The 13,720-nt window shown below is 72.4% G+C and carries 10 protein-coding genes; 7 read left to right on the top strand and 3 right to left on the bottom strand.

Annotation, left to right across the window (positions count from 1 at the left end):
• The first annotated feature begins 5 nt into the window (after nt 1-5).
• The 4 genes from ACFXI4_RS34955 (at nt 6) to ACFXI4_RS34940 (ending at nt 4,336) form a co-directional block, all read left to right on the top strand.
• Nucleotides 6-806, top strand: coding sequence for a sugar phosphate isomerase/epimerase family protein (locus ACFXI4_RS34955; protein WP_362729555.1), 801 nt, complete (start codon nt 6-8; stop codon nt 804-806).
• Nucleotides 807-1,071: 265 nt separating this feature from the next.
• A complete protein-coding gene (locus ACFXI4_RS34950; protein ID WP_384998727.1) occupies nt 1,072-1,326 on the top strand; it encodes a hypothetical protein in 255 nt (84 codons plus the stop codon).
• A 467-nt stretch (nt 1,327-1,793) separates the two neighbouring features.
• Nucleotides 1,794-3,617 (top strand): glycoside hydrolase family 3 protein, encoded by a 1,824-nt coding sequence (locus ACFXI4_RS34945; RefSeq protein WP_384998724.1) that lies wholly within the window; start codon nt 1,794-1,796, stop codon nt 3,615-3,617.
• Between the two features lie 101 nt (nt 3,618-3,718).
• Nucleotides 3,719-4,336 carry a hypothetical protein gene (locus ACFXI4_RS34940; RefSeq protein ID WP_384998722.1) on the top strand — a complete coding sequence of 206 codons (618 nt, stop codon included), beginning with the start codon at nt 3,719-3,721 and terminating at the stop codon, nt 4,334-4,336.
• Nucleotides 4,337-4,352: 16 nt separating this feature from the next.
• Here the strand turns inward: ACFXI4_RS34940 and ACFXI4_RS34935 are convergent, their stop codons facing one another.
• The 3 genes from ACFXI4_RS34935 to ACFXI4_RS34925 form a co-directional block, all read right to left on the bottom strand.
• Nucleotides 4,353-5,765 carry a S28 family serine protease gene (locus ACFXI4_RS34935; protein ID WP_384998719.1) on the bottom strand — a complete coding sequence of 471 codons (1,413 nt, stop codon included), beginning with the start codon at nt 5,763-5,765 and terminating at the stop codon, nt 4,353-4,355.
• A 96-nt stretch (nt 5,766-5,861) separates the two neighbouring features.
• On the bottom strand, nt 5,862-6,254 hold the full coding sequence (locus ACFXI4_RS34930; protein ID WP_384998714.1) for a hypothetical protein: 393 nt from the start codon (nt 6,252-6,254) through the stop codon (nt 5,862-5,864).
• A 141-nt stretch (nt 6,255-6,395) separates the two neighbouring features.
• Nucleotides 6,396-10,151, bottom strand: a complete 3,756-nt coding sequence (locus ACFXI4_RS34925; RefSeq protein WP_384998711.1) for an ABC transporter ATP-binding protein — start codon at nt 10,149-10,151, stop codon at nt 6,396-6,398.
• Between the two features lie 230 nt (nt 10,152-10,381).
• Between ACFXI4_RS34925 and ACFXI4_RS34920 the strand changes: the two genes are divergently transcribed.
• From ACFXI4_RS34920 to ACFXI4_RS34910, 3 genes are all read left to right on the top strand, one after another.
• On the top strand, nt 10,382-10,840 hold the full coding sequence (locus tag ACFXI4_RS34920; protein WP_362724774.1) for a MarR family winged helix-turn-helix transcriptional regulator: 459 nt from the start codon (nt 10,382-10,384) through the stop codon (nt 10,838-10,840).
• A 137-nt stretch (nt 10,841-10,977) separates the two neighbouring features.
• Complete coding sequence (locus tag ACFXI4_RS34915; protein WP_384998708.1) at nt 10,978-12,699, top strand: MOSC domain-containing protein; 1,722 nt, start codon at nt 10,978-10,980, stop codon at nt 12,697-12,699.
• Nucleotides 12,700-12,800: 101 nt separating this feature from the next.
• On the top strand, nt 12,801-13,646 hold the full coding sequence (locus ACFXI4_RS34910) for a serine hydrolase (protein ID WP_362724139.1): 846 nt from the start codon (nt 12,801-12,803) through the stop codon (nt 13,644-13,646).
• Nucleotides 13,647-13,720: the final 74 nt, after the last annotated feature.

The following is a 13,720-nucleotide window of genomic DNA, read 5'->3' as shown; positions in this document are numbered from 1 at the left end:
TAGGCATGAGGTTCGCCTTCTCCACCCTCGGAGTCCCCGGGCTGCCGGTGCCGGACGTGCTGGCGCTCGCCACCGCCCACGGCTATCACGGCGTCGAGCTGCGCGCCCATCCGGAGGAGCCGGTGCATCCCGGCCTCGGCCCGGCCGCCCGGGCCGACGTGGCCGCCGAGTTCAAGGCGGCCGGCGTGGAGGTCCTGGGCGTCGCCGGGTACGTGCGTGTCGCGGCCCCCGGCGAGGACGCCCCGGTCCTCGACGAGACGCGCCAACTCCTCCAGCTCGCCCATGACTTGGGCGCTCCCTTCGTGCGCGTCTTCCCCGGTGCCGACCCGGCGCTGCCCGCCGCCGAGTCCGACGCGATCGCCGCCCGGCGGCTCGGCACGGTCGCCGAGGACGCCGCCGCGCTCGGGGTCCGGGTCCTGCTGGAGACGCACGACTCGCACCCCACCGGCGCCGCCGCGATCCGTGTCCTCGGCCCGGTCGGCCACCGCATGGTCGGATCCCTCTGGGACGTCATGCACACCTGGCTGGGCGGCGAGCAGCCCGCCGAGACCTACGCGGCCCTGGCCCCGCACCTCGGCTACGTCCAGGTCAAGGACATCGCCTCGGCCGAGGACACCGCCCCGCTGCCGCTCGGGGCAGGGGTCCTGCCGCTCTCCGACTGCGTGGAGGTGCTCTCCCGGCACAACTGGGACGGCTGGCTGTGCTGGGAGTACGAGAAGCGCTGGCACGAGACGGCGCCCCCGCTGCCCGACCTGCTCACGGCGGGCCGCGACCACCTGGCACGCCTGCTCAACGACTCGGCGTGAGGGCCCCTCTCCCAAGGAGACCGGGGCCCGGGACGGCGTGATCGGAACGACGGTCTCCGGTAGCCGCCGGGCGGCACGACGAAGGTGTCCCCCTCCCGCGCCACCCCCGCCTCGAACGACCGCGTCATCGCGATCGTGATCTCCATGCAGGGCGCCGAGACCAGGTCGGGCGAGGGGAGCGAGGAGGCGGCGGCGCAGCTGCTCGGAGGCGTCGAAGCGGTGGCTGCCGTGGCCGCCCGCGGCCGGCGCGGGCAGGAAGCGGGCGGTGGTGGTCCCGTCCCGGCAGTGGACCTCGGCCTCGGGGCGCCGGGCCCTGCGGGCGGCCGTCCACCTGCCAGGTGTCCGTGGTGCGGCCGACGCGGTGGCCGAGCCCGGTGAGGCCCTCGGTAAAACCCTCGGTGCCGTCGCGGCGGAGGGGACGCACGAGGGTGGTGACTCCGTCGGCGGCGGCCGCGAGGAAGAGGGCACCGGCGGTCACGGACTTGGACCGGGGATGCCGACGAGGGGCATGCCCTCGTGATCGCGCGGCCCGGGTTCCGGCCGGGGCGGCTCGCACAGGGTGGCGCCCCCGGAAGCTCTTGCGCCCCTCGGTCCCCGACTTCCTGGACGCGGGAACCCCGCTCCCTCCCCGTCCGTCCAACGCGCAGGCTGCCGGAAGAGCCTCCGTGATGCGGTGGCGGCACTCGCTGCCGGCCGCGATCGCCGACCTGCCCCCTCCGCCGCACCACGGCCGCCGGCCCGCCGCCATCGACGCGCCCCCTCCCCTGCGCCGATGGCGGCCCCTTCGGCCGAGGCCTGCCCGGCGCGTCAACCCGAGGACGCGCGGGGGTGGCACGCACAGCTGCCGCCGAACGGGTGCCGTTCCTGCCCTTCACGCTGACGCGCCGGGCAGGCCCTGTGCATTCCCTTGACGGAAAGAAACTTCCCGAATATTGGTGTGCCTACGGAAGTTTCCTTCAGCCGGTTCCCCCACCGGAAGGAGCGCACGTGCCCTCCAGACGCAGCGTCCTCGCCGCGACCGCGGGCGTCACCGCGGGCCTGACCGTCGGCAACAGCGCGTACGGCTTCGGCTCCGGCGGCAAGAACGCCGACCGCCCGAGCGCCGACGACAAGAAGCTCCGCTCCCTCATCTCCCGCATGACGCTTGAGGAGAAGGTCGGCCAGCTGTTCGTGATGCGGGTCTACGGCCACTCCGCCACCGCTCCCGACCAGACCGACATCGATGCCAACCTCCAGGAGATCGGCGTCCGCACGGCCGCCGAGCTGGTCGCCCGGTACCGGGTCGGCGGGATCATCTACTTCACCTGGGCGCACAACACCCGGGACCCGCGGCAGATCGCCGAGCTGTCGAACGGCATCCAGAAGGCCTCCCTGGACCAGCCGCGCGGCCTCCCCGTGCTCATCGCCACCGACCAGGAGCACGGCGCCGTCTGCCGGATCGGCACGCCCGCGGCCCTCTTCCCGGGCGCGATGGCCGTCGGAGCCGGCGGCTCGCGCGCCGACGCCCGTACCCTCGGCCGGATCTCCGGTGCGGAGCTGCGGGCGATGGGCGTCCGCCAGGACTACTCCCCCGACGCCGACGTCAACGTGAACCCGGCCAACCCCATCATCGGCGTACGGTCGTTCGGGGCCGATCCGGACGCGGTCGGCGCGCTGGTCGCCGCCGAGGCGCAGGGGTACCAGGACGCCGGGGTCGCGGCCACCGCGAAGCACTTCCCGGGCCACGGCGACACCGCCGTGGACAGCCACACCGGGTTCCCGGTCATCACGCACAGCCGGGAACTGTGGGAGAAGCTGGACGCGGTCCCCTTCCGGGCGGCGGTGCGGGCGGGCATCGACTCGATCATGACCGCACACATCCAGTTCCCCGCACTGGACGGCTCCGGTGACCCGGCGACCCTCTCGCACCCGATCCTCACCGGCATCCTCCGCGGCGAACTCGGCTACGACGGCGTCGTGGTGACCGACTCGCTGGGCATGGAGGGGGTGCGCACCAAGTACGGCGACGACCGGGTGCCGGTGCTCGCCCTGCGGGCGGGTGTCGACCAGCTCCTCAACCCGCCCACCCTGGAGGTGGCCTGGAACGCGGTCCTGAAGGCCGTACAGGACGGGGAGCTGACCGAGGCGCGGCTCGACGAGTCGATCCTGCGGATCCTGCGGCTCAAGTCCCGGCTGGGGCTGCTCGACCGTCCGTACGTCAACACCAAGGACGTCGACCGGGTGGTGGGCGCGGCCCGGCACCTGGCCGCCGCCGACCGGATCGCCGAGCGGACCACCACCCTGCTGGTCAACGAGGGCGGGCTGCTCCCGCTGTCGCGCCGCACGCACGGCAGGGTGCTGGTGGTGGGCGCCGACCCGGCCTCCCCGTCCGGCACCACGGGTCCGCCCACCGGCGTGCTCGCCGCCGCCCTCACCGAACTCGGCTTCGGCGCGACCGTGTTGGCCACCGGCACGGCACCCTCCGCGGCGACGATCGACGAGGCGGTCGCGGCGGCCCAGGCCGTGGACGCGGTGGTCGTGGGGACGTACAACGTGACGGCGGGCAGCCAACAGCAGCGACTGGTGCAGCAGTTGGTCGCGACCGGCCGGCCGGTTGTGGCGGTGGCCGTGCGCAATCCGTACGACGTCGCCCAACTGACCGGCGTGCGGGCGTGTCTGGCGGCCTACTCCTGGACGGACGTCGAACTGCGGGCCGCGGCCCGGGTGATCGCCGGACGGGTGGCACCCCGCGGCAAGCTGCCGGTGCCGGTGCAGCGGGCCGACGATCCGGCGCAGATGCTGTATCCGATCGGTCACGGGATGACGTATTAGACGTACGTAATGGATCGGGCGTAATGCCCCCAACGGGTGGAAAGCATCCCGTACGGCCGGCGTGGGTTTTGATCACGGGCCACGCCGGCAGGGGGGTCGGAATGAGGAACAGACGTTTCGCGGGGGTGCTGGTGACGGTCGCCGTCGTCCTGTCGTCGGCCGGGTGCCTGCCGTCCTCGTCCGGGGAACCGGCGGGCGGCGCGCGGCCGGCGGCGAGTACGACGCCGTCGGGGTACGGCGCGCGGTTCCTCGCGGCCGGGGAGTGCAGTTCGTTCGGGACCGCCGGCTCCACCGAGGTGCCCTGCACCGGCGAACGGGCGGTGGCCCGGGTGCTCGCCCGGTACGACGGAACGATCGCCGCCGGGCCTGCCTGCCCGGCCACCACCGACTTCGTGCTGCGCATCGGCGCCCAGCGCACGGGCGGCGACGGTGCCGGTGCCGGTGCGATCCCGCGGGGCTACGCCTGCATGCGCAACCTGGAGCCGCCGCACCCCGGCGACCCCGGCCGGGGCGGCGGACCGCGCACGGTCGTCGGCGACTGCGTCTACGGCTCGGGCCACGGCCAGGTCCGGGAGACGGCCTGTGACGGCTCGGGGAGGCGGAAACCGCGGTACGAGGTCGTGCGGGCGGTGACCGTGCGGGCCGCGTGCCCGGCCTCGACGGCCCTGTACGTCCAGCTCGGCGGCGAACGCCCGGTGGGCTGCGCCCGCCGCCTGTGAACGGTCCGGCGCGGAGTCAGGGCCGCAGGGCGGGTTCGCGCTCCACGTCACGGACGTCCAGCTTCGCGTCGTACGCCGCGAGCGGCTTCGCCGCCGTGACGGTGGCGGGCGGCAGCCCCGCCCAGTCCAGGATGCGGGCGGTGGCCAGGGACTTCTGGCCGGCGACCAGGCCGGCGACGTTGGCGCCGTGGTTGAGACCGGGCGCGGTGAAGACGTACGAGTCCTTCGCACCCCTGCCGACACGGAAGCGCTCCGCTCCCCACGGGTCGTTCTGGCCGTACACGAAGAGCATGTGGCGGGCGTGGTGCCGCACCCAGGTGTCGACGTCGCGCATGGCGTGCGGCTGGAAGCGCATCGGGATCGACCGCGGCACGAAGTTGCGGGGCGGCTGGTAGCCGTACCGGATGTACTTCTTCCCGATGTACGGGAACTCGATGGTGGGCGCGCCGAGTTGGGTGCCCGCCTGGTAGTAGTACGGGGTGTACGGCTGCAGGCCCTGGTCGGTGTAGGCGGAGAAGCCGGAGATCGTGTCGACGGAGTTCCAGATCTCGTCGTCGGTCGCCCTCGCCGCGTCCGCCGGGACCGTGCCGCAGTCGGAGAGCAGGCTGTACTGCCAGAAGCCCCAGACGTAGTCGAGGACGACGGCCTCGTAGGCGCGGTCCAGGCCGCCGATGGTGCCGAAGGTGTAGCCGTTCTCGGCGGCGAAGGCCGCGTACTTCCTCTCCAGTGGCTCGCGGCGCACCAGCGCCTCGCGCTGCACCGCGTCCAGCCGGTCGCGGCACTCCTTGGTGCCGACGTTCGCGAAGAAGCGGTCATAGGCCGAGTCCTCGCCGTTGACGACGTCGTTCGGGGCGACGTAGGCGACCACGCCGTCCATGTCCCGCGGGTAGAAGCGCTCGTAGTACGTGGCGGTCATGCCGCCCTTCGAACCGCCCGTGGAGATCCAGTTCCTGGGGTAGACCTTCTTCAGCGCCTCGAAGATGCGGTGCTGGTCACTGGCCGCCTGCCAGATGTCCAGCTTGGTCCAGTCGGCCGGGTCGGGACGGGACGGGGTGAAGAAGCGGTACTCCATGGAGACCTGGTTGCCGTCGACGATCTGGGTCGGCTCGCGGCGGCTCGGGGTCGTGGAGACGTTGTAGCCGCCGGTGTAGAAGACGGTCGGCCGGCTGACGTCCTTGTGCAGGACGGTGATCCGCTGCTGGAAGGTGCCGCGGTCCGGGTGGCGGTGGTCGACCGGCTGCGTGTAGTTCAGGACGAAGTAGCGGTAGCCGGTGTACGGCTTCTCCTCGATGAGGCTCATGCCCGGTATCGCCAGCAGCCGGTCCTTGATGTCGGTGGCCTCCGGCTGGGCGGCGGTGGCCACCCCGGCCGTGCTCAGCGTGCCTATGAGCACCGTGAGCGCCAGCAGCCATCTGAGCGCCTTGCGCATGCGCACTCCCCTGGGAATCCGTGTGACAGATGTGCGCCGGAAGCTATCGGAGCAACTGCCTTCACACCAGGGGGTGTTGAGTGGGTGCGGGGGCGTTCAGCACAGAATCCAGCCGGAACTCACCGAGCTCCGGCCGACCGCGCCCCTGACCCAGACGCACCGGTGCCCGGCGTGCACGGTCACCGGGCCCGCGTGGTACCTGTACTTGCCCTTGTCGACGACCGGGCGATTGCCGCGGGCCTGGACGCTGACGGACATCACGCGCTTGCCGCCGGAGGTCCTGGGGAGCGTGATCGCGCAGACGTAGCCGCCCTGCCGGTAGACGTGCACGGTGCCGGTGGCGAAGGACAGCGTCCGCACCTGGCGTCCGGCGCAGTCGGCCGCCGCCACGGCCTGCGCCTGGGCCGGTGCCGCCAGGGCGAGCACCCCGGAGGCGGCCAGCACGGCCGCACCGAGCGCCAGCCGCCGACGTATCGCACCACTGTTCACAGTCGTCCCCTCCCGTACCGCAGCTGCGCACCCGCCATGTCCGTACTGATGTACGGACGCACGACATATGTCGGATGGTTGCACGGCCGTCAGGGGCCCCACGAGACGCCCTGGATCACCTCAGGTCAGGGCGCCGGCGGCTCAGCTGGTCACGGCGACGGGTTCCTCCGGTTCCTCGGACCGGCCGATGAAGGTGCGCCACAGTTCGGCGTAACGGCCGCCGCGGGCGAGGAGTTCGTCGTGGGTGCCGTCCTCGGCGACCCGGCCGTGGTCCATGACCACCACCCGGTCGGCGCGGGCGGCCGTGGTCAGCCGGTGGGCCACCACGAGGGTGGTACGACGGCCCGCCAGCCGGTCCGTCGCCAGGTTGACCTGGGCCTCCGTCGCCAGGTCCAGGGCCGCGGTGGCCTCGTCGAGGAGCAGCACGTCGGGGTCGACGAGTTCCGCGCGGGCCAGGGCGATCAGCTGGCGCTGCCCCGCCGAGAGGTTGCGGCCGCGCTCGGCCACCTCGTGCAGGTAGCCGCCTTCGAGGGTGGCGATCATCTCGTGGGCGCCGACCGCGCGGGCCGCCGCCTCCACTTCGGCGTCCGTGGCGGCCGGGCGGCCGTAGGCGATGGCGTCCCGGACGGTCCCCTGGAAGAGGTACGCCTCCTGCGGGACGACCCCCAGGCGGTGACGGTAGGAGGTGAGGTCCAGGGTGCGCAGATCCGTGCCGTCGACCGTCACCCGGCCGCCCGTCGGGTCGTAGAACCGCGCGACCAGTTTGACGAGGGTCGACTTGCCGGCGCCGGTCTCGCCGACGAAGGCGACCGTCTGCCCGGCGGGGATGGTCAGGTCGATGCCGCCGAGGGCCGCGTCGCCGTCGTCGGCGGTCCCGTACGCGAAGTGCACGTCCTCGAAGGCGATCTCGCCCCGGAGTCCGGGCACCTCGCGCGGCTGGTCCGCCGCCCGGGTCGAGGTCTGCTCGCGGAGCAGTTCCTGGATGCGGCCCAGCGAGACGGTGGCCTGCTGGTAGCCGTCGAAGACCTGGGAGAGCTGCTGGACGGGCGCGAAGAACAGGTCGATGTAGAGGAGGTAGGCGACCAGGGCGCCGGTGGTGAGCGTGGCCGCCTCCACCCGGTGGGCGCCCGCCATCAGCACGCTCGCCGCGGCCACCGACGACAGCAGCTGCACGAACGGGAAGTAGACCGATATCAGCCACTGACCGCGGATGCGGGCCTGGCGGTAGCTCTCGCTGCGCTCGGTGAAGCGGCGGCCGCTGTCCCCCTCGCGCCGGAAGGCCTGCACGATCCTGAGACCCGACACCGACTCCTGAAGGTCGGCGTTGACCACCGACACCCGCTCACGGGCGAGTTCGTAGGCCTTCACGCTGGCCCGGCGGAAGAAGAAGGTGGCGACGATCAGCGGCGGCAGGGTGGCGAAGACGACCAGCGCGAGCTGTACGTCGATCACCAGCAGGACGACCATGATGCCGAAGAAGGTGACGACCGAGACGAAGGCGGTGACCAGACCCGTCTGCAGGAAGGTGGACAGCGCGTCCACGTCCGTCGTCATCCGCGTCATGATCCGGCCGGTCAGCTCCCGCTCGTAGTAGTCGAGTCCGAGCCGCTGGAGCTGGGCGAAGATCTTCAGCCGGAGCGAGTAGAGGACGCGTTCACCGGTCCGGCCGGTCATCCGGGTCTCGCCGATCTGGGCCGCCCACTGGGCCAGCACCGCGAACAGTCCCAGCAGCGAGGCCGCCCAGACCGCGCCGAGCGCCATCTTGGTGACGCCCTGGTCGATGCCGTGCCGGATCAGCACCGGCAGCAGCAGGCCCATGCCCGCGTCCACGGCCACCAGCGCGAGGCTGACCAGCAGGGGGCGGCCGAAGCCGCGCAGCAGCCGGCGCAGGCCGTAGGAGTCCTCGGGGCGCACCGCCCGCGCCTCGTCGATGTCGGGGGTGTCGGTGGCCGGGGGCAGCGCGTCGACCTCGGCGAGGAGTTCGGGGGTGGCGGGGGTGCCGGCGAGGGCGAGGTCCCTGGGCGTACGGTCACCGGTCCACAGGCGCGGGGTCACGCCTCGCTCGGCGTCGAACTCCGCGTCCAGTTCGTCCCGCACGGTCGTGTCCTCGGCCGGGACGGCGGGCAGGGCGTGGCCCGGGGAGACACCGCCCAGCTCGTCGGGGTCGGTGAGCAGCCGGCGGTAGAGCGCGGACCGTTCCTGCAGCTCCTCGTGGGTGCCGATGTCGGCGAGCCGGCCGCCGTCGAGGACGGCGATGCGGTCGGCGAGGTTGAGGGTGGAGCGGCGGTGCGCGATGAGGAGGGTCGTCCGGCCGCGCATCACGTCTCTGAGCGCCTCGTGGATCTCGTGCTCCACGCGGGCGTCGACGGCCGAGGTGGCGTCGTCCAGGACGAGCAGCCGGGGGTCGGTGAGCAGGGCGCGGGCGAGCGCGACGCGCTGGCGCTGGCCGCCGGACAGGGTCAGGCCCTGCTCGCCGACCTTGGTGTCGTAGCCCTCGGGCAGCTCGGCGATGAATCGGTCCGCCTGGGCGGCCCGGGCGGCTTCCAGGATCTCCTCGTCACTCGCGTCGGGGTGGCCGTAGGCGATGTTCGCGCGGACCGTGTCGGAGAACAGGAAGGAGTCCTCCGGGACCAGGCCGATGGCCGCCCGCAGCGAGTCGAAGGTCAGCTCGCGGACGTCGTGGCCGCCGACCAGGACGGCGCCGTGGGTGACGTCGTAGAAGCGCGGCAGGAGCAGGGAGACCGTGGACTTGCCGGAACCGGAGGAGCCGACGACCGCGAGGGTCTCGCCCGGCCGGATCTCGAAGCTCAGCCCCTTCAGGACCGGGCTGGTCCCACCGTGGGCCCGCTCGTATCCGAAGAACACGTCGTCGAACTCGACGGTCGCGGGCGCGTCGGCCGGCAGGGTCTTCGTGCCCTCTTCCATCGTCGGCTCGGTGTCGATCAGCTCCAGCACGCGTTCGGTGCCCGCGCGGGCCTGCTGACCGACGGTGAGGACCACGGCGAGCATCCGGACCGGGCCGACCAGCTGGGCCAGGTACGAGGAGAAGGCGACGAAGGTGCCGAGGGTGATGTGGCCGCGGACGGCCAGCCAGCCGCCGAGCGCCAGCATGGCGACCTGGCCGAGGGCCGGGACGGACTGCAGGGCCGGGGTGAACCTGCTGTTCAGCCGTATGGTGCGCAGCCGTCCGGCGAACAGCCTCCGCCCCACCTCGCGGAGCTTTCCGGTCTCCTGCTCCTCCTGCCCGAAGCCCTTGACCACCCGGACGCCGCTCACGGCACCGTCGACCACGCCGGCGACGGCGGCGGCCTGGGCCTGGGCGTACCAGGTGGCGGGGTGGAGCTTGCTGCGGCTGCGCTTGGCGATCCAGTACAGGGCCGGGGCGACGGCGAGGGCGACCAGGGTCAGCGGCGGCGACAGCCAGGCCATGATCCCGAGGGAGATCAGGAAGAGGAGAACGTTGCCGATGGTCATCGGCAGCATGAAGAGCAGGCCCTGGATCAGCTGGAGGTCGCTGGTGGCCCGCCCGACCACCTGGCCGGTGGACAGCTCGTCCTGCCGCCGTCCGTCGAGCCGGGTGATGGTGCCGTACATCTCGGTCCGCAGGTCGTGCTGGACGTCCAGGGCGAGCCGGCCGCCGTAGTAGCGGCGGACGTAGGTGGACACGTAGACGAGCACCGCCGCGCCGACCAGCGCGCCGGCCCAGGGGCCCATGGCCCGGCTGTGATCGCCGATCACGTCGTCGATGATCACCTTGGTGATCAGCGGTACGACGGCCAGCACGGCCATACCGGCCAGTGAGGACCCGAGTGCGAGCACGACGTCCTGGGGATGCCGCCAGGCATACCCCGCCAGCCTGCGCGCCCAGCCCTGCCGCTCCCCCTGTTGCGCTGCCACGCGGTTCCTCCCGTTCGCCCTGTTCTTCCGCAGCCCACAACGCGGACGGAAGCGGATTTCATCCCTCCGCAACAATCCTCGGGCGATGGTCGCAGTGCCGCTCGGTCCATGGACCTGGGCCGCCCCGCCCGGGCGAGCCGGGCTTGACCTCAAGCAAGGTCGAGTTTCTACGGTCGGTGGTGCCGAAGCAGGCAGCCGGACGCAGCAGGCGGCAGAGGAAAGGACCAGCCATGGAGTACTCGCACAGCGATGCCGAACTGATTCGCCAGCCCATCGGCTACTGGAGCTGGGCCGCGTCCAAGGCGGTGGTCACCCGTGCCCGGGCCGCCCTCGCGGAGATCGGCACCACCCAGCCGCAGTGGTGGATCCTGGCCCAGGTCGCCGGGGCCGGCGGTGCCAGGCCGCGCGCCGAGGTGTCCCTCGTCCTCCGGGGCTACCTGGACACCGGCCCGGAAGCCCTGGAGGCGGAGATCGACAGCACCGTCGCCCACGGCTGGATCACCGAGGACGCCGACGGCCTGCTGAGCCTCACGGAGGAGGGCCGGGCCCGCCACCGCGAGGCCGCCGCCGTCCAGGCCGGGCTGGAGGCGGAGCGCCGGGCGGGCATCTCCGACGAGGAGTACCTGATCACTCTCAAGGTGCTGCAGCGCTTCATCCACAACACGGGCGGGAGCGCCTGGCACCACTAGGGGCTGTCCGGCGGATCGGGTCGACGCCCGACGGCAACGCGCCCCTTTCGGGCGCCGCCGAACCGCGGCCGGGTTCGCCCGTCCCCCGTCCCGCCCCTGCGCTCGCGGAATCCCGGCGCAGACAGCAGGATGTCGTCATGGGGACACTGCTGTCCGTCAACGTGGGCCTGCCGAGAGAGGTGCCCTGGCAGGGCCGGACCGTCCACACCGGAGCGTGGAAGGAACCCGTGTCCGGCAGCCGTATGGTGCGGCGGCTGAACGTCGACGGTGACGGCCAGGGCGACCTGGCAGGGCACGGCGGCGAGATCCGGGCGGTCCTCGTCTACCAGGCCGAGTCCTACCGGTACTGGCGCGAGCAGCTCGGGCGCGAGGACCTGGACTTCGGGAGCTTCGGGGAGAACTTCACCGTCGACGGCCTGCCCGACGACGAGGTGTGCATCGGCGACCGGTACCGGATCGGCGAGGCGGAGTTCGAGGTCACCCAGCCGCGCGTCACCTGCTACCGGGTCGGCATGCGCCTGGGCGAGCCCACCATGGCCGCCCTCCTGGTCGCCCACCACCGCCCGGGCTTCTACCTGCGGGTGCTCACCGAGGGACACGTCCGGGCCGGCGACGAGATCACCCTCACCCGCAGAGGGCCGGGAGAGCTCAGCGTCGCCGACACCGACGCGCTGCTCTACCTCCCGGGCCGAGACCCCGCGAAACTGCGCACCGCGCTGGACATCCCCGCCCTCAGCCCCGGCTGGCAGCAGTCCTTCCGGGAGCTCGCCGCCGCCGGGCAGCCAGAAGAGCAGCCGGGGTGGCCGGGCTTCCGTCCCCTGCGGGTCGCCGGGATCGTCCGCGAGAGCGCCGACATCTCCTCCGTCCGCCTCGACACCCCCGACGGCACGCCACTGCCGCAGGCCCGCCCGGGCCAGTTCCTCTCCGTCCGCCTCACCGCCGGCGAGGCCGCCCACGAGGTGCGCAGCTACTCCCTGTCGTCGGCGCACCCGGCGTCCGCGACCGGCGGCTACCGGATCAGCGTCAAGCACGAGCCGCACGGACGGGTCAGCGGCTACATCCACACCGGGCTGCGCGCCGGGGACCTCGTGGACGTCGCCGCCCCGCGCGGCACGTTCGTCCTCGAAGAGGGCACCGGCCCGGTGGTCCTCGCCTCCGCGGGCATCGGGGCCACTCCGGTGCTCGCCATGCTCCACCGGCTCGCCGCCACCCGGGACCCACGCCCCCTGTGGTGGCTCCACACCGCCCACGACCGCGCCCACCACGCCTTCGCGGCCGAGACCCGGGCCCTTCTCGACCGGCTCCCCGACGCCCACGAGCACATCTACTACACGGCCGAGAGCCCCCGTCCCGGTGAACACCACGTCTCCCGGGGGCGCCCGACCGCCGCCTCGCTCGCCGCCCTGGGCGTCCCGTCCGACGCCGACGCCTATCTCTGCGGCCCCACCGCCTTCATGGACGACCTCGGGAACATGCTGCGCGATCACGGCCTGCGTCCCGAGCGGATCCACACGGAACGGTTCAGCGCGCTCGCCGCCCTCAACCCCGGTGTCACCGCCACCGCCGCGGTCCGGCCGCACCAGCCGCCCGGCCCCCCGGGCACCGGTCCCCTCGTCACCTTCGCCCGCAGCGGCATCACCACCCCGTGGTCCCCCGCCCACGGCTCGCTCCTCGACCTCGCCGAGGCGTGCGACGTCCCGACCCGCTGGTCGTGCCGCACCGGTGTCTGCCACACCTGCGTCACCCCGCTGGTGACGGGCGACGTCCTCTACACCACCCCGCCGCTCGAACTCCCCGCCCCCGGCACCGTCCTGGTCTGCTGCAGCACACCGGCCGCCGAGACCGTCCTCGACCTCTGACCCGGGCGCCGGCACCCGTCGCCGACGCATACCGGTAACGACTAGTCAAACCCTTCGCCACTCGTACAACCATTCGCGCGGACTCGCGAGTCAATCCGGTCATGACTCACCGGATATCCAGACGCGCCAGGGTGCTGGTGGCGATCGCAGGCGGGGCCGCGTTCACCGCGGGGGTGGCCGCACCCGCCTCGGCAGCCGCTCCCACCGTCAGCTGCGCATCCGCGAAGGCGGGCCTGGCCGCGAAGCTGAAGAAGGACATCACCGCGGCGATGGCGAACCGCAAGGGGACCATCGCCGTCGGCCTCTACGACCGCTCCACCAAGACCACGTGCACGCTCCGTTCCACCACGCACTACGACTCGGCGAGCACCGTGAAGGTGACGGTGCTGGCCACGCTGCTGTGGGACGCCAAGAAGCACAACCGCTATCTGACGGCCACCGAGCAGAAGCTGACCACGGCCATGATCACCAAGTCGGACAACGACGCGACCACCAAACTGTGGAAGCAGCTCGGCCTGACGAAGATCAAGGGGTTCCTGACGGCCGCCGGGATGACCCAGACCACCCCGGGCGCCAACGGCTACTGGGGTCTCACCCAGATCGACGTCCACGACGAGCAGCGGCTGCTCGCCCTGATCACCGCCAAGAACACGGTCCTGAGCGACAACTCACGGGCGTACATCCAGAAGCTGATGGGACAGGTCATCTCGTCCCAGCGCTGGGGCACCCCGTACGGCGTCCCCTCCGGGGTCTCCGTGCACGTCAAGAACGGCTGGCTGTCGCGCTCCACGCACGGCTGGCGGGTGCACAGCCTCGGCACCTTCAAGGGCCACGGCCACGACTACATGATCACCGTGCTGTCCCACGACAACAGCACCATGAACTACGGGATCAGCACGATCCAGGGCATCGCGAAGGTCATCCACAAGGACCTGGCGGCGAGTTGAGCCCGCCCCGGGGCAGGGCCGGAGCGTGCCGCGGCCCTGCCCCGGCCTTTCACGCGCGGGTCTCCCGGCCTTCA

Origin of the sequence: Streptomyces sp. NPDC059224 (genome assembly GCF_042754285.1) — a bacterium.
In the GTDB taxonomy this organism is placed as follows: Bacteria; Actinomycetota; Actinomycetes; order Streptomycetales; family Streptomycetaceae; genus Streptomyces.
The sequence above is the reverse complement of the archived record's forward strand: the minus strand, read 5'-3'. Positions and strand labels throughout refer to the sequence as shown.